This is a genomic window from Zobellia alginiliquefaciens (assembly GCF_029323795.1).
GTDB lineage: Bacteria > Bacteroidota > Bacteroidia > Flavobacteriales > Flavobacteriaceae > Zobellia > Zobellia alginiliquefaciens.
Map to the genome: position 1 here is coordinate 2,904,385 of NZ_CP119758.1, position 17,928 is coordinate 2,922,312.

The following is a 17,928-nucleotide window of genomic DNA, read 5'->3' on the forward strand; positions in this document are numbered from 1 at the left end:
GTAATTAAAGTTTTAATGCTTTTTCAAAACCTAATCAAACGCCCAAATATCGTTCTTAAGATTACCGTCATATCCCCCAATAACCCAAAGTTCATTATCAAATATTGCGGAGGTATGTGCATTTCTGGGGGAAAAAGGCGCATTGGCAGTGGCTTCCGTCCACGTGTGCCCATCCGTACTGAACCAGACATCGTTTTTACGACTACCGTCAAAACCACCAACGACCCAAAGTTTGTTATCAAAAATTACGGAGGTATGAGCATATCTGGGAGAAAAAGGCGCACTGGCAGTAGCTTCCGTCCACGTATGCCCATCCGTACTGAACCAAACATCGTTTTTAGGACCACTGGAATCATATCCACCAATGACCCAAAGTTTGTTGTCAAAAATTACGGAGGTATGGGATTCTCTGGGAGAAAAAGGAGCATTGGCAGTAGCTTCCGTCCAAGTATGCCCATCCGTACTGAACCAAACATCGTTTTTGTTATTAGAATCATAACCACCAATGACCCAAAGTTTGTTGTCAAAAATTACGGAGGTATGAGCATATCTGGGAGAAAAAGGGGCATTGGCAGTAGCTTCCGTCCAAGTATTCCCATCGGTACTAAACCAAACATCGTTTTTACGACCACCGTCGGCCCGTCCACCAATGACCCAAAGTTTGTTATCAAAAATTACGGAGGTATGAGCATATCTGGGAGAAAAAGGCGCATTGGCAGTAGCTTCCGTCCAAGTATTCCCATCCGTACTGAACCAAACATCGTTTTTAGGACCACTGGAATCATATCCACCAATGACCCAAAGTTTGTCATCAAAAACCACGGAGGTATGTCGACTTCTTCCTGAGAAAGCCGCTTCGGAAGAGACGGGTTCAGTTGGTAAGTTTAAGCCCCTAATGGTAAATTCGTTGGTTTCGCTATTTATCGTAGCATTTTCAGTGTCCTTAGCAACTACTTTCCAATAATAAGTGTCATATGTGTTTAAACGGTTTATTACTTCAAATCTCGTGTCACTTAGGTTTTCTGCATAGACTTCTGTAGGGTCTTCTGCCAATCCTAAATATAGGTCATAACTTACGGCATCATCATCAGGGTCTGTAGCGGCCTGCCAGCTAAAAGTAGGGTATACATCTACGCCCACGGCACCATCCGTTACCCCGATCAAATTAAATGGCTCGGGTGCATTGTTGGCGAGTTCTTCTTCTTCTTCTTCTTCTTCTTCTGTTGCCTCTTCCTCAGTGGTTTCTTCCTCGGCCACGGGATCGGGTGTTGATGGCCCATCGTCATTTGAGCAGGAGCATAGAAGCATTGTACTGAATAAAAAAATTGCGAATATTGGGATTAAATTTTTCATACAAGTGGTTTTATTTTGTTACCTATTAATGGTTGGCGGTATGAAAGGTTAACATTTAGATGTAAAAAAAACCGAGGTGTAGCCTCGGTTTTTGTTGGGACTGTTATCTTAATATAATTTTAGATAATGTTTCTCTTGAATGTAACCCGTAAGGAAAGGTGAAATTTAACCTAATGCAGCCTTTGTATAATCGATGCCTTATTGATAAAAATCTGAAGGAGTGATAATTAAATGAGGGTAAGCTATTTGATCTAGTTCTAGTTCCCATACCAATGTCTTGGCAGGGATGTTCATCAAAACAATATTCGCTTTGTTGTTGGCAGGTACGATGTTGAAAAGTAATAGGTGGTCATCAAAGAAATATGACTTTGTTGATGAGGCATTCCATTCTTCAGTAATGGGGTATGTAAAAGAATCTAGTTCTTCCCCACTAAAAATATCAAGGGTTTTGGTTACAATTGCCGTACGCTCTTCTTTATAGCTAATAAAAACTATGTCGTTCGATACGTCTATGGCCGATGGGTATTTTCCGGAATAACTATGTTCCCAAATAAGCTCTCCGTTGTCTTTATTTATACTATAAACTTTTTCGTCACGAGAGTAAAAAATGAATTGATTGCCAGATTCATAACCCCCAAGAATATTGGGGCTTCCGGTATTGAATGTCCAATTTTCATTCAAATCGGCATCCATAGAAACAACATTATTACTCCAAGTCATTATGATTATCGAGGAGGAACCCCCGACCAATTTTGACACCCTGTCCGTGAAAGGTATTCTTTTATCAATATTACCACCAACCGGGTCAATACTCAAAATTTCTTGGGTACTTGAGCCTAAGCTCAGTTCGGTTATTATTTTGTCTTGGTAAAGGGTCATTCTTTTTACCTCATTATTAAGCTCAATAGTCCAATAAACTTCGCCCGTCTCAATATTTAGTGCATCAAGATAATGGGTCGTATTAAAGGTTGTGGTATTAATGGTCATATAACTTACAAAAACCGTACTTTTATATACTAAAGTGGCGCCAATTTCATAAAACTTGTTACTGTCTTTTACATAGTCTTTAGACCACATCAGCTCACCATTAAAAGTGCCCTTGCGCATTACCGTTTTTGTTCCGGAATGTTCCCCTTGAGTACAAATAAAAACACCATCAAATTCATTACAGTTAAAAGAATCTAGCGTAGTAAGGGAGTTGATTTGCCGATTGTCTTTTAAGTCCAATTCCGTAAAAAGGTTGCTGCTGCTTATCCAAAGACTGCCTACGATATTTTCTACAGGTGCTTCTATTTCTTCAAAATTGCTGTCATCGTCTTTTTTGCAACTTGCAATAACAATGAACATTAGAAGTAGACTAAAGAACAATTTATAGGATTTCATAATATGTAGAATTTGTTTGCCCTTTTATGTAACAGAAATGTCAAGGTTAACATAGGAACATAAAAAAACCGAGGTTTATACCTCGGTTTTTCGTCTCAAAATTTTTAATAATGCCGTTAGATAGTTAAATCGGTTTTTATAATCTTCATTGTATAACTGCCCCTTTCCTGTGCAGTTAGCCAAAAGTTGGTTCCGTCAAAAGTTACACCACTTATATAGTGTCCGTCAATTTTATAAGTTTCTACAACACTAAATTCAGGGGTGGTTTGACATTTATATAATAAGGTGCCATTGGTAAAGTATAGATAACCGTTTCTAAAGTCCATTCCCCCTGGTTGAAAATCCAATGCTATGGTTTCTAAGATTTCTGCTGAAGGAACGGATGCATCATATTTATAACGGTACAATGCATCATCGCTTGAGCTTGAAACCCAGAGAATACCAGGTTCGATTGATGCAATGCCTTTGATCCAACTAGCTATGCTCTCAGATGTATAATTCAAAGTATTAGAGGTATAGGTATAAGAATAAAAATTAGAGGAACCATTATTACTTTGAAAAAATTGTCTAGATGGGTCATCTGATTTTTCGATTTCTATAGCATAGGCAGACTGCGCAGTGGGTATGCTTCCTATAACGGAAAGAGTATTTGGGTCTATTTGTAATATGCTATTTTCTTTATCCCATCCCAAAAGATAATCACCATCAAATGCTATATCTACGTCCGAATCCTCCCATTGTGCCGGCCCTTCGTTAAGAATGTTAAGGGATTTTATCCATTCAGAAGGAGCCGGTCCGTTTTCAATTTTCTGTAAAATAATAGGAGAGGTAGATTCTGGACTTAAAATTGTTAGTTCGTTATTTTCTAGGGAATAATTATTGATAGTATTACCATAATAGGATGCATTCATCGTTATTTGGTCTTCGGTTACCATAACATTGCTGATGTAATCATTTTTAAACCCCATAGCGTCTTCTGATAAAATTGTTATGGTATTATCATTGTTAATATAGACGTATTTGGAATTTTCCAAACCAAAAGTACCTTCTAAAACTTCCCATTGGCCAAAGACTGCTGGCTCTACTGTTTGGGCATTAAGCCCGGGTTCTCCTTGTATGCCTTGTTCGCCTTGCGGACCCTCTTTGGTGCACGATATAAAGACAGTGCTAATTACTATGGCAAAGGCGGATATACAGCTCATCAATTTTTTCATGATATAAAAGTTTATATGATTGTTTGAGCTTTAATGTGGTTTAAAAAGAAAGGTTAACATCTAGGAATATTTATTTTTAGAACGTGCAGACAACCTACAGGTAGGCTATAGAATTAGCGCTCCAGGTCTTTGAATAAATGTGCCTTTTGAAAAAATTAAATTGTCCGTTAAGCAAATGGGGACTATCTGTGCTTTAGTGCTATGGAGTTTGGGCTAAGTAGGTTAATGAATATGAATTTGATACACCGGTGTGGGTACTTATGCTTTATAGAAATTGTATGATATTTTAGTAATGAATAAGTATTGTCATAAGTAAGGACATAGTAATAACGAAGGCCGTTATCAATATTCTTTTCAACAGTTCCAGTTTTTCATAAGTGTCCATAAGTTTTATTTTTAGGTTCTGTTCATTAATGTTTGGGAAATGAATAAGGTTAACATTCACGAATCAGATTTTGTTCTTTTTTAATGCCGTAGGAAGTTTATTACTTCCCTGAAAGGCTTTATTAAAACAGTTTAAATTGTTTTAGGTTTTTGTGGGTAGGCGAACAAAAAACGCTAAATTGGTTGCGTTCACTGTTAACCTTCTCATTAGATATGCATTAAATGAAAAATACACAGGCAGAAATAACGCTTGAAGATTTACGTAAAGGGTCGGATATCCTATTAAAAAAGGTTTATGAGTCCAACCGCATGAAGTTTTTAAATTATGCGAGGCGCTACAACCTTTCGGAAGAAGAAAACATAGACGTATATCAAGATGCTTATATCATTTTTTATGATAATGTTATTAGCGGAAAATTAGAAAGCTTAACCAGCAGTATTTCTACATACCTGTTTTCTATTGGTAAATATTTAATTTTTGAAAGGATGCGAAAAAATAAAAAAGTGGTGAGCGGCAGTTATGATTTATCACAGGTTGGAGAAACCGAAGTGGAAGTGCAAACTTTTGATATGGAAGCGCCTAACCTAACAGCAGAACAGGTCTTGCTAAAAAAACACTTTAGTGGATTAGGAGCCAAATGCCAACAATTGTTGACGCTTTTTTATTACAGAGGTTATACCATACAAGAAATTATGGACGCTGAAAATTATAACAGCGAGAATGTGGTAAAGGCGGCCAAATCACGTTGCATGAAAACACTTAGAGAAAAAATCCAAGCAAATACCTACTAATCATGGATAAAGAACTTTTATTATATAATTATTTTTCGAACCAATTGACGGTTGAACAGCAGCATCAATTTGAAGAGTTGTTGAAAATGGATATCGATTTCAAGAAACAATTCGACTTTGAAAATAACTTAAAGGGAGTAATTAGAGAGAAAGAAAATGAAAACCTAAAGGCTAAGCTAAAAGGTTTTGAAAAGGAGATAGAAAGTGCTACCCCAGTGCGTAAATTGCCACGAACATATTATAGGAAGTGGGCTATGGCGGCGTCTATAGCTTTGTTGGTAGGTCTTGGCTGGTTGGGTTACAATAATTTTTCAGGTACCGATTATCAAGAATTGTACAATGAAAATTTTCAAGAATACCCCAACACGGTATATGCAATAACGCGTGGCACTGAGACCAATAGTTCTCTAGAACGCGAGGCATATGTAGCCTACGAAACGAACGATAATGCTAAAGCGATTCAACTTTTTACTGAATTGAAAGAAACCTATGATTCTGAAAATGTCAATTTTTATTTGGCGCAATCCTATTTAGAAAACAACCAGTTACCGGAAGCTATATCTTACTTTGCAGAAGTTGCACAAAATGACGGGGAATTTGCTCCGCAAGCATTGTGGTATGCTGCGTTATCTTATGTTAAGATAGAACAGAAAGACAAAGCTATAGCATCTTTAAAACTTTTGATTGCAGATGGCCGCTATAAAAAGGATAAGGCAATGGTACTTTTAGATGAACTTGAGTAATTCTAAATTCTCTATTTCTTTCTTTTATACAACAGATAAGCCACAATAAGCAATAAGATGCCAAGAAGGGCCCAAACCCAAGATGACAGTAATCCAGTTTGATTTGTTATCGGGCTGTTGTCTCCAATTACAATAAGGGCACTCCAGTAGGCCGGGGCAATGGCACTCTCTCGATATTTTTGAATATAGTCCAGTTTTGCTTGTCGCATAGCGGCAGATTTTGTGGCACCTTTGTCAAGTTCTGTATAAAATGAGGTAATCAATTCTTTACTGCTCTTGTCGTAAGTGGACCATAATGAAGACACCACACTTTTTGCTCCGGAATGGAAAAAGCCCCTGGCCAAACTCATCGCGCCCTCTCCTTTTTTAAGCTCTCCAATTGAGGTGTTGCATGCACTCAAAACAACCATTTCGGCTTGGTTTTTTGTGGCATAAATTTCATTCAAGAACATTTTATCATCGTTAAAAGCAATCCACGGGTCTTCGCTTTGCCCAACATCGGCATGGGTAGATAAATGTACGATTCGGTAATCCTCAAAATTATTGACAAAAGCCGATTTTGTAGCCTCGTCCTTCAAGTCTATATTTCCGGGGAATATCTTCTGAACTTCTTCTATTTCGGAACCGCTGAACATCAAGTTGGGAAGTCCTAAGCTAGCAAATTGAACTGGAGCAATTGCATAAAATTCTTTGCTGGGTGAACTAGAAACACGAGTTTTAGCTTCTAAATAAGACATAGAATAGGCATATCTAACCTCCGTGTCCTCAATAAAATATCTTGCCGGATTGTTATTTACAACAAAGGCTTCAAAGGGAATCTGTTGTAGAATATGGTCAGATATAATTGTTATCTTTTTGTTTTTTACTTGCTCATAAACCTGTTCAGGAACCAATTGTTGAAAAACATGATTAGAAAGTTGATTGTATGCCGCAAGCGCCGCTCTGTTTATAGTCAAGTTGGTCAGTTGCCTATAAAGCTGAATAATATCTTGATTCAGATCTTTTGCATTTTTCAGCTTGAAAAATTGTGTGTCGTCTACAGTGGTTAAAAGGGCATAGCCTTGTTCGTCGTTCAAGATATATTGTAACACTACTTCATCCTGAGAGATAAACTTTTTTTTAAATTCGGAATAGGGGAGGATGGACGCTTGTTTGCTCAGTTTTTCATAATCGGGAAATACACTGCTTAAAGAATCTTTAAAAGAGGAATACGTATTTTTATGATTATATATTACGGATTTTAAATTTAAAAGCGTGTCTTGAGATTTCGTGTTACTATTCTTCAATTTACTTTCTGCTAAGAATATAGACTGCTTCAACTCGTATTCCCGTTGTATGGTTCCTTTTGGTAGCCGAGTAATTTCTTTTGCTTGTTCAGCCGTAATATCTTCTAGTAATAGTAGCGCTTTATTTCGCTCCATAAAATAAAAAGCATCTTGTGGTTTATTGAGGAGATAACATACTTCCACAGCCTTTGTATATAGCGAAGCTCCCTTTTCTCGCCAGAAAAGTTTCGATTTATTCTCTGTGCTTTCAGAACGAATAATGTCAACTAACTTATCTGCCAATGAAAAGGTGGTTAACGAATAGTCTAGGTACTTAGCGTTGTTGTCATATTTATAATAATTAAGCCAGCAGTTTGCCTTTGCAATCAAATGGTTTAATAAATAGAGTTTAGTTGTTGAAAGTTCTAGGTCTTCAGATGAGCATTGATTACGGCTATTTATTTCTCTGTTTTTGTTCGTTGCCCAAACAATGGCTTTTTGGTAATTAAATAGTGCTTTTTTAAAATCATTCTGAGCATAATGCAAATCACCTATAATTTCATAAGTTCTAGAATTGTCCGGGTTAAATAATTCCGCTCTGGATAAGTATTTATCTGCTATTGAGAATTCGTTTAATCGGATATGGGATTTGGCAAGACTGTTTAGCACTAAGTTGATGTCATAGGAATAGAGGTTGGCGGAATCCTTTAATACTTTTTGGTGGTAGGTAATAGCTTCTCTAAACTGGCCGGTTTCCAATAAACGATCTCCTTCTGTATGGTTAATATCATCTGTCAAGTAAAAATCATCAATAGCTGATTTTTGTAATATTGAGTCTGCAATTTGCAAATGGCCCTTAATTTGTAAAGAATGCTCCTTAATGCCCATTTCAGAATAGATAGTTGCTATATCTAAATGAATCTCTATTAATGTGTATTCTTGCTCCGGTAACTTTTCATAAAATAGAACCGCTTGATTTAGATACGTTAATGCCTTATAAAAATCCCCCATTTTGAAATAGAGCATGCCTAGATATCTATTTCCTTTTTCGACTAACCGTTTGTCTTTTCCTGAATCTATAAGCAGTTGATAGTAATCTTCAGCGATAAAAATTTTTCCAATCAAATAGTTATAATAGGCCAGATTAAAGATTGTTTTTTCTAGGGAACCATTGTTTAAACTCCTTATGTTCTTTTTTAGAATAAAAGCCTTTTGAGTAAAAAATATAGCTTTTTCCATATCATCATTATGTCCGCTTTCCCACCAATTGATATAGAACCATTTCCCGGCAACGTCGTGATAAAATTCAGCTAAGATTTTATTGTCTTGTTCCGAGTCCATTTTTATAATTAAGGAATCAATTTGTGTTTGACGAATTTTTAATGAAGTATCGGAATGTATAATTTTTATTAGGGCATCGTCTTGCGAATAACAGAAGCCTGTTAAAAGTAGTAGATAAAGAGCTATTATTTTTTTCATAAACCGTATTGGGAAACACATGGTATTGTGGCTCAGTGGAATATATAAAAAATCCACCTAACTATATAAATTAGGTGGATAAATCAATGAAGGTTGTACTTCTAATTGTTAAAAATTATTGGAGTTTTACGTATGTGCCATTAGCTATAGATGAAATTAAACTATTCGAGTAATGAACAATACCGTAGGTGTTGTTAAGAAAATTGTATTTTAAATCTCTGGGGTTAGGCTTTCCTCTTTCGATAGATGTTACTCCCAATACCCCTGTTACATACGCAGTACTAAAAGAAGTACCCTCTATATCGCGGTAGCTTGTATTTCCAAAGGATACTAACCAACCGTCATAAGGAGCAGCGACATCAGTACTAATGTCTCCAAAATTTGAGTCAGGATGGATAAGCATTCTGGCGTAGGGGCTTGTATTATATTTATAACCTCCCACACTTAAGATATTCTCCGAGGCAAATCCGGATGGAAAATGTTTTTTAGAGCCATAGTCGGTATCCAGACCATCGTTACCGGCCGAAGTTACTACAAGTGCACCTGTTTGACCTAATTCATCAATCATGGTATTTAGAAGGCTGTTTGGGTCAAAAAGAATCTTGTCGATACTTTTGCCAAAACTAGCGTTTACCATATCAATTGCACCACCTTTCGCTTGTACTTTTTGAATATATCCAAAAGCACAAACTACATTCCAATATGACCCTTCACCATTTTTCTTGAAAGCTTTAACAGGTAGAATACTATAACCGTACTGTTTGTTATCTAATTGTGTCGTAATAATTTTGGTTACCAATGAACCATGCCCATTAAAATCAAGTATATCATTAGGAGCTCCTTCATCAGTGAAATTCCAACCAGTGATATTATTGTCGCAATTAGTCAAATTAGATGTGTCGTATAAATAAGGCTTTTTAAAAGGATCGTCGGTAAAAGGTTGCCCATAGTCTATACCACTGTCTATAATAGCTATATTTATACGGTCTTTAGTTATTGTAGAAATTAGATTCCCTTCAATTTGACCGGCTGCACCTTTTGTTTCATAACCTTTTATGGGCTCTATCGTCATATCAAATAAGAAATCACCTTCTGCATCTGGTCTTCTGCGTAATCGTTCTACCGCGAATTCAACAGGTTCTTTATTTGGATCAATACCCCATAACTCTAAATTGGGGTCCCCACATGAACATGGTTGGTAATTATTTTCAGAACCATAATCTTTTCGAATATCATTTTTTTCTGATTCGGAAAGATTGTCTTCAAACCTAACTATTATCTGAGAGTCAGAGTACCCGTTTGTTGTGGACAAGTCTTTTCCTTTGCCTAAATCATTTTTAACAGACCCACTAAAATCTTCTAGTTTAGTACAGGAAGCTAATATAAGTGCAGTTGTTAATAAAAGAGTAATTTTCATTTTCATAATTGAGGGTTTTAGTGGTTAAATAGTGCTACTTAATGTTCTAAACTAGGTAAAGGTTAACAATCGGTTTTATTTATTGTAAGAAGTAAGCTCTGATCGGCTAACAAGGTTTCCGTTCTTTTTATACGATTCTTGTTTTATCATTCCCACGCCTTCGGCAAGCCATAGTTTAGATTCCATCTCTATAGTAGCTCCCATTGTTTTAGTGGTGCTGTTTTCTGTAAGTAGATAGCATTCAAAAGTGCCTGCAGACGTGGTAATGCTCTCTTTTTTTTCTACTTTTCTGTCTGTTTGGTCAACAGATATGTTCATATTAATACCGGACATGCTCATTGCTATCTTTACATTGGCGTCATTTAATTGTTGGCCTACGCTGAGGTCATTTGGCAGTTCAATATCGGTTCCGGAAATATCCATATCAAGACCCATTTCAGAATATTGTTGCATCATTTGTGATGGGAAAAGTGATTTGTAATCAACGGTAACCATTCCGTTTTCACAGGTAAAGGAATAACTGCTTTCAAAGACATCTTTTCCTTTTTTGTCTTTAAATTTCATGTCAAAAGTGGCGGCAGAGGCAGAACCTTCTTCACGAACATCAGCAATAGTGTAGTTTACGCTACCATCAACTTTACCTTTTTTATCATAATTGGTGTATTCAAATGAGCTTCCTTCTTCCAATGGATAGAATTTACTACAACTTTCTTGAGCAAAAATGACGTTGGTAGTAAAGAAGCATAATAGGGTAATCATTAAAGGGGTTTTCATAATTTTCATTTTATATTCTTTTATAATTTGATAAATTCTACACGTCTGTTTTGGGTTTTTCCATCTGCTGTGTTGTTGTCGGAAACAGGCTCTGTCTCTCCTTTGCCTTCAGTAGTTAATCTGTTTGAAGAAACGTTGTATATAGATGTCAAGGCACTTTTTACGGATTCAGCTCTGTTTTGCGATAGTTGCATGTTTTTATTATCATCTCCGTCCGCATCTGTGTGACCAACAATTTTTAACTGTATGGAACTGTCTTGCTGAAGTACCTGATAAATCTGGCGAATGATACCCATAGATTGCGGTTGAATGTTGGCCGAACCACTATCGAACAGAATACCGTTTGTAGATATTTTGCCATCTGCTAACAACTGTCTTCTAAGGTCAACACCTCCTTCGGCAATTTTTATATTACCGATAAGAACAGACTCTTTTTCCGTATCCGTACCGCGTAGTATAAATTTAATGCCTTGCATTTGTACGTTTGCCGGTAGCAACCTGGGAACGTCTATATATTTGCTTTCATTGATCCACAGTCTAAAGCGTTCTTTGTTGACGGCTACGGATACGTGATGTTTCTGATTCACAATATTGCGGATATCCGCGCTCACATCATTACGAATTACTCTTTTTGAAGCAATGTTGTTTTCTACCACCACCCCACGTCCTATAAATTGGCAGAAGGAGTATTCCACTTTTCCAAAGTTGGCTCCCTTTTTAAAAGTATTGTTATCACTAATAACAATACCTATATAGGATTGAGAAGAGGTTTTTTTGTCCAGTCCTGTTGCAAGTACATCAAACTCCAAAGTAAACTCTTCGGGTAAATTAGTAACATCTGGAATATAGGCGGTATTATAGCCAGGTAAAAGTTTCAGCCATTTGTTGGGGTGCTCCGTTAAGGTTACCAGTTCACCGCTTCCATTGCTATTCCATCGTGACGGAAAATCGCCAATAAATTCATTTGAAAAATCATCAACAAAAATGGGCGTGTCACCCGGGACAAAATCGAACTTGCTGTATATGTTTATATTTTGATTCCCAGTTGAATTTGGCAAACTGGAATTTCCGGAAGTATTTCCACTACTTATTTGAGAGTCATCGTTTTCAATTGGTGGATTATCGCCCTGTGGAACCGGATTCTTTTTTGAGCTTCTACCTGAGCCCGGTTCAAGAATACTATCCAAGGCTTGGTCCGTTTTTTCTGAAGTTTCTTGATCAACCCTTTTTTCAATAGTCCTTTCTGCTGCCCTTTCGGCAACTTTGCCAAGTTTTTTAAGCAGTTGTGCATTTGCGGTAGGGGCAATGGCAAAAAAGAGTAGTATTGTTAAAGTTGCTTGTACGGTGTATATGGTACGTTTCATTATTGCATGGTTTTAGCGTTCTTTCTATTTTATGCCAATAACCCCCAAAAGGTTAACACCAAAACTAGGGCATATGCAAAATTGCCAAAGCAATCTTGTGCTTGTGGCGTGTAAACAATGTGTAAATGGTATTGATTTTTGTATGAACCGTTGTTTGTTAGTGTGGGTTCAATGTAGGAAGTTGTATTACAAATCTAGTTCTAACTGTTCCGGAAGCAAACGAAAGCTCTTGCGATGATATTTAGTGATGCCATATTTCTTAATAGCTTCGCGATGTTCTTTAGTAGGATAGCCCTTGTTCTTTTTCCAGTTGTACATGGGGAACTCTTCGTGAAGTTTTTCCATGTATGCATCACGGTATGTTTTGGCTAAAACGGATGCAGCGGCAATATTCATGTATTTGCCGTCACCCTTTATAATACATTCATGTGGAATATCTCCATAAGGCTTAAATCTATTGCCGTCCACAATAATAAATTCAGGGGAAGTTATAAGTTGTTCTATCGCCTTATGCATGGCAAGTATGGAGGCGTTTAAAATATTTATCTCATCAATTTTTTCAGGAAAAATATGGGCAACCCCAAAGGCGGAGCAGTCAGACTCTATAATTGGCCTGAGCAAATCACGTTTGGTATGCGTTAGTAATTTGGAGTCATTTAGCACACTATTGGTAAAACCTTCGGGCAAGATTACTGCAGCTGCAGTAACAGGACCGGCCAAGCAACCTCTTCCCGCTTCATCGGTTCCGGCTTCGTTTACTGATAATTGATGATATAACTTCAACATGGCTTGGTCTTCATATAAATCGACTTATTTTTGAAATATCGGTAAATAGTTTTGAACCACAAAAATGATGTTGGATATTTGGTGAAGTAATGATGGGGAGAAACAACATAAAGTCTAGAATATCCATCAAATTTAGGACTTAAGGTACCGTTGGAATAGCATTATTAAATTTTCACATTTAATTACGAACTAAAAAAATTAACTTTACCGCTGTAATTAGCTTCAATGAAATATTTCCTCTTCATTTTTTTAATGCACTTTTCATGTATTCAACTCTTCGCACAAGAAGATTCTATTCCTCCTAAGAGAGAAATAGATACTTCAGCTGTACGGAAAATGCCCAGAAGGTTAGGACCAAGGGAAAAAGAAAAAGAACCCGAACCCGAAGAAGTTACTATAAAGGACTATAAAATCATTTCTTACGCTAGGGATACTACTTTTTTAGACACCACGCTAACAATTCAAAAGGAGTACAAATACAACTATTTAAGAAAGGACGATTTTGAACTTATGCCTTTTGCCAATGTTGGAAAGCCGTACAATAAATTAGGGGTTGATTTTAATTCCAATAATTTATACCCATCCCTTGGCGCAAATGCACTTCATAGCAACTATTTTGAGAAAGAGGACATAAAATACTACAATGTAGCCACCCCAATGTCTGACCTGTTTTTTAAAACTACGTTTGAGCAGGGGCAGTTGTTAGATGCCAATTTAACGTTCAATACATCAAGAAGACTCAATTTTTCAATAGCCTATAAAGGTTTTCGGTCTTTAGGAAAGTACCAGTACAATCAATCTGAATCCGGTAATTTTAGGACCACTACAAACTATGTAACGGAAAATGGTAGATACAGTCTTCGTGCCCATATAGCCGCACAAGATATTGAGAATGAAGAAAACGGCGGACTTATAAGTGCCGAGGCACAGTTTGAATCCGGTGATCCAGAGTTTAGTGATAGGGTCAAGGCAGATGTACGCTTTGGTGATGCATCAAGTAAAATATTGGGTAAGCGCTACTTTTTAGACCACTTGTATAAGTTGATAAGAAAAGAAAAGGATTCTAGTCATCAAGAGAAAACCTCCTTGGGAATAGGGCATCAGTTTAATTACGAAACCAAGTACTATGCTTTTAATCAAACCACTCCAAATACATATTACGGAGATAATTTGATATCGCCAATTGAAGATAAAGCCAGTTTAAAAACCATGTACAACCAAATCAATGCAGAGTTTTATAATGCAACGCTTGGTAGGCTGCAGGGTAATATTTCAATTTACAACTACAATTATTTTTTCAATAGTATTTTAATTGATGATAACGGGGTAGAAATACCAAGTAGGCTAAAAGGGGAAGAAATTGCTGTTGGTGCGGAATATGAAAAACGGATTAAAGGCTTTCAATTAAAGGCAACGGCAAAATATAATTTGTCCGGTAATCTTGGGGGTAACCAGATGAACGCTTCTGCATCTTATATGTTAAACGATAAACATAAGGTAACGGCATCTGCTTTTGGGTCATCTAAAATGCCGGATTTTAATTTCTTGCTCTATCAAAGTGATTATAGGAATTACAATTGGATGAATCTAAACAGTTTTGAGAAAGAACAGACCTATGGGTTACGCTTTGATTTAGAATCTGAGTTATGGGGTAACCTTATGGTGAGTTATTCTACCGTAGATAATTATACCTATTTCGGTCAGGCGCCGTCCATGGCAATAGAGGAAGGTATGGAGAACGCCAATATAAGTCCGTTGCAGGAAAACAATGTGCTCAACCACACCAAGATTAAATATGCCAAAGAGTTTAAGTTAGGAAAGTTTGCATTGAACAATACGGTAATGTACCAGAATGTATCTCAGGCCAATCAAGTGCTCAATGTGCCCGAAGTAGTAACTAGAAACACACTGTATTTTTCTTCGGATGTTTTTAAGAAAGCCATGTTTTTGCAGACAGGAATTACATTAAAGTATTTTACGTCCTATAATATGGATGCGTATAATTCGCTATTAGGTGAGTTCTACCTTCAAAATGATGAGAAATTGGGTAATTTCCCAATGTTAGATTTCTTTATCAATGCAAAGATTCAGCAAACTAGGATTTATTTAAAGGCAGAACATTTTAATTCTTCTTTTAGTAATGATAATTATTACGCTGCACCAAACTATCCGTATCGCGATTTTGTAATTCGTTTTGGCTTGGTATGGAATTTCTTCTCGTAATATTTTCCTTTATATAAGGACTATTTGGATGTCCATACAGGTATTGTTTTAAAGACTGATTGAAAAAGAAGGTTGGTTTGGTCCTAATTTTAATTATTTTTTCTTGTTCCGGTGTCACATTTGGTCATGGATAGATCTTTGTAATTTGATTAAAGGGAGAGGTCTGGGCAATGCTAAAGGTAAGGACGGTCTCAGGGCTGTGTTGGTTTTTACGGTAAATAACGGGGAAAGCGGAGAGGACTTGAAAAAGGTCCGTTTCGTTTCGTGTTGAGAATCAGGTCAATGTGCGTTCCTGGAAAAAAAACTAAAAATTTCCTTTAAAAAATTGTTGTTGAAACGAAAAAGGGTCTTACATTTGCAGCCCGCAAAACAGGTATGAAGATGTTTGTTAAGCGTGGGTTATTAAAGAGTAAAGGTTCTTTGTAAATGTTGTTTTTGCCGGACGGGAAAAAGATTTCGATTTTTTTTCAAAAGAAAGTTGCCGGTTAGAAAAACAGTTGTATATTTGCAGCCGCTTAGACAAACAGTAAGATGTTTTCCAAGGGGTTCCGGGAGACCGGGAAGGATATAGAAGTTCATTTGACATATTGTGGAGACAACGTAAGAAGGGGCGGAAAGGGAAACTTTTCTGTTCCGATCGAATTACGTAAGACAACATACAGATTAGAGTTTAAGATTTTTATTTTAGGATGAGAGTCGGGGCCGGGAAGGTTTTTGGTGGTTGATAGACTTATAACATATAATGAAACAACGATGAAGAGTTTGATCCTGGCTCAGGATGAACGCTAGCGGCAGGCCTAACACATGCAAGTCGAGGGGTAACGGGAAGGAGCTTGCTCCTTTGCCGACGACCGGCGCACGGGTGCGCAACGCGTATACAATCTGCCCCCTACTGTGGGATAGCCCAGAGAAATTTGGATTAACACCACATGGTACCATTTTACGGCATCGTATTAATGGTTAAAGGTTACGGTAGGGGATGAGTATGCGTCCCATTAGTTAGTTGGCGAGGTAACGGCTCACCAAGACCGCGATGGGTAGGGGCCCTGAGAGGGGGATCCCCCACACTGGTACTGAGACACGGACCAGACTCCTACGGGAGGCAGCAGTGAGGAATATTGGACAATGGGCGGGAGCCTGATCCAGCCATGCCGCGTGCAGGAAGAATGCCCTATGGGTAGTAAACTGCTTTTATACGGGAAGAAAAAGGGCTACGTGTAGCCCACTGACGGTACCGTAAGAATAAGGACCGGCTAACTCCGTGCCAGCAGCCGCGGTAATACGGAGGGTCCGAGCGTTATCCGGAATTATTGGGTTTAAAGGGTCCGTAGGCGGGCCGATAAGTCAGGGGTGAAAGTCTGCCGCTCAACGGTAGAACTGCCTTTGATACTGTCGGTCTTGAGTTATAGTGAAGTTGGCGGAATATGTAGTGTAGCGGTGAAATGCATAGATATTACATAGAACACCGATTGCGAAGGCAGCTGACTAACTATCGACTGACGCTGATGGACGAAAGCGTGGGGAGCGAACAGGATTAGATACCCTGGTAGTCCACGCCGTAAACGATGGATACTAGCTGTCCGGGTCCTTGAGACCTGGGCGGCCAAGCGAAAGTGATAAGTATCCCACCTGGGGAGTACGTTCGCAAGAATGAAACTCAAAGGAATTGACGGGGGCCCGCACAAGCGGTGGAGCATGTGGTTTAATTCGATGATACGCGAGGAACCTTACCAGGGCTTAAATGCATATTGACAGGGGTAGAGATACCTTTTCCTTCGGGCAATTTGCAAGGTGCTGCATGGTTGTCGTCAGCTCGTGCCGTGAGGTGTCAGGTTAAGTCCTATAACGAGCGCAACCCCTACCGTTAGTTGCCAGCGAGTCATGTCGGGGACTCTAACGGGACTGCCGGTGCAAACCGTGAGGAAGGTGGGGACGACGTCAAATCATCACGGCCCTTACGTCCTGGGCCACACACGTGCTACAATGGCCGGTACAGCGGGAAGCCATGCGGTAACGCAGAGCGGATCCACAAAACCGGTCACAGTTCGGATCGGGGTCTGCAACTCGACCCCGTGAAGCTGGAATCGCTAGTAATCGGATATCAGCCATGATCCGGTGAATACGTTCCCGGGCCTTGTACACACCGCCCGTCAAGCCATGGAAGCCGGGAGTGCCTGAAGTCCGTCACCGCAAGGAGCGGCCTAGGGCAAGATCGGTAACTAGGGCTAAGTCGTAACAAGGTAGCCGTACCGGAAGGTGCGGCTGGAACACCTCCTTTCTAGAGCGTCGATCGCCAAAGTTCCAAAAGGCCCCGACACCTCGTTCTAAATATGATCTAGGTCTGTAGTGCAACAAGAAAAGTCTCCACATTAATAATATAAATACTTCTTTTGGTACGGAGTACTAAGAGTGGTAGGGACAGTCCCATAGCTCAGCTGGTTAGAGCGCTACACTGATAATGTAGAGGTCGGCAGTTCGAGTCTGCCTGGGACTACAACCTAAGGTCGGTTAAATTATGGAGTAGTGATATTTTATGGTTTAATGGCTTTGGAACGTTCATTGAGAATAATATTGAATAGGAAATTCTAGAAGTTGAGTAGTAGTTGGAAGTACTGACTACTGACTACTATATACTAACTACTAGTATATGGGGGATTAGCTCAGCTGGCTAGAGCGCCTGCCTTGCACGCAGGAGGTCATCGGTTCGACTCCGATATTCTCCACCAGGCGATGCCCGGGGACGATTGATTT

At 38.5% G+C, this 17,928-nt stretch carries 11 protein-coding genes, 2 tRNA genes and 1 rRNA gene; 6 read left to right on the forward strand and 8 right to left on the reverse strand.

Going from position 1 to position 17,928, the window contains the following annotated elements; translation table 11 throughout:
• Window positions 1–30: 30 nt before the first annotated feature.
• The 3 genes from P0077_RS12210 to P0077_RS12220 all read right to left on the reverse strand — a co-directional run bounded on the left by P0077_RS12210 (window position 31) and on the right by P0077_RS12220 (window position 3,950).
• On the reverse strand, window positions 31–1,353 hold the full coding sequence (locus P0077_RS12210; protein WP_276165525.1) for a Kelch repeat-containing protein: 1,323 nt from the start codon (window positions 1,351–1,353) through the stop codon (window positions 31–33).
• A 198-nt stretch (window positions 1,354–1,551) separates the two neighbouring features.
• Window positions 1,552–2,736, reverse strand: coding sequence for a PQQ-binding-like beta-propeller repeat protein (locus tag P0077_RS12215; RefSeq protein ID WP_276165526.1), 1,185 nt, complete (start codon window positions 2,734–2,736; stop codon window positions 1,552–1,554).
• Between the two features lie 116 nt (window positions 2,737–2,852).
• On the reverse strand, window positions 2,853–3,950 hold the full coding sequence (locus P0077_RS12220) for a YncE family protein (RefSeq protein ID WP_276165527.1): 1,098 nt from the start codon (window positions 3,948–3,950) through the stop codon (window positions 2,853–2,855).
• A gap of 606 nt (window positions 3,951–4,556) precedes the next feature.
• Here P0077_RS12220 and P0077_RS12225 point away from each other — a divergent pair.
• Window positions 4,557–5,126: an RNA polymerase sigma factor gene (locus tag P0077_RS12225; RefSeq protein WP_276165528.1), complete on the forward strand. Its 570-nt coding sequence runs from the start codon at window positions 4,557–4,559 to the stop codon at window positions 5,124–5,126.
• Window positions 5,127–5,128: 2 nt separating this feature from the next.
• A complete protein-coding gene (locus tag P0077_RS12230; protein WP_276165529.1) occupies window positions 5,129–5,869 on the forward strand; it encodes a tetratricopeptide repeat protein in 741 nt (246 codons plus the stop codon).
• Between the two features lie 11 nt (window positions 5,870–5,880).
• Here the strand turns inward: P0077_RS12230 and P0077_RS12235 are convergent, their stop codons facing one another.
• From P0077_RS12235 to rnhB, 5 genes are all read right to left on the reverse strand, one after another.
• A complete protein-coding gene (locus P0077_RS12235; protein WP_276165531.1) occupies window positions 5,881–8,613 on the reverse strand; it encodes a CHAT domain-containing protein in 2,733 nt (910 codons plus the stop codon).
• Between the two features lie 115 nt (window positions 8,614–8,728).
• The gene (locus tag P0077_RS12240; RefSeq protein WP_276165532.1) at window positions 8,729–10,036 is read right to left on the reverse strand and encodes a S8 family serine peptidase; all 1,308 of its coding nucleotides are present in this window, start codon (window positions 10,034–10,036) and stop codon (window positions 8,729–8,731) included.
• A 69-nt stretch (window positions 10,037–10,105) separates the two neighbouring features.
• Window positions 10,106–10,804 (reverse strand): TapB family protein, encoded by a 699-nt coding sequence (locus P0077_RS12245; RefSeq protein ID WP_276165533.1) that lies wholly within the window; start codon window positions 10,802–10,804, stop codon window positions 10,106–10,108.
• Window positions 10,805–10,824: 20 nt separating this feature from the next.
• Entirely contained in the window at window positions 10,825–12,168 is a 1,344-nt protein-coding gene (locus P0077_RS12250; RefSeq protein WP_276165534.1) for an OmpA family protein, read from the reverse strand.
• 186 nt (window positions 12,169–12,354) lie between these two features.
• Entirely contained in the window at window positions 12,355–12,954 is a 600-nt protein-coding gene (gene rnhB, locus P0077_RS12255) for a ribonuclease HII (RefSeq protein WP_276165535.1), read from the reverse strand.
• A 225-nt stretch (window positions 12,955–13,179) separates the two neighbouring features.
• On the opposite strand from rnhB, the gene P0077_RS12260 reads away from it, so the two are divergent.
• The 4 genes from P0077_RS12260 to P0077_RS12275 all read left to right on the forward strand — a co-directional run bounded on the left by P0077_RS12260 (window position 13,180) and on the right by P0077_RS12275 (window position 17,903).
• Complete coding sequence (locus P0077_RS12260) at window positions 13,180–15,177, forward strand: putative porin (RefSeq protein ID WP_276165536.1); 1,998 nt, start codon at window positions 13,180–13,182, stop codon at window positions 15,175–15,177.
• Window positions 15,178–15,927: 750 nt separating this feature from the next.
• Window positions 15,928–17,455: ribosomal RNA gene (locus P0077_RS12265) — 16S ribosomal RNA — on the forward strand.
• 142 nt (window positions 17,456–17,597) lie between these two features.
• Window positions 17,598–17,671: transfer RNA gene (locus P0077_RS12270), tRNA-Ile, on the forward strand.
• A 155-nt stretch (window positions 17,672–17,826) separates the two neighbouring features.
• Window positions 17,827–17,903, forward strand: a tRNA-Ala gene (locus P0077_RS12275).
• Window positions 17,904–17,928 lie beyond the last annotated feature (25 nt).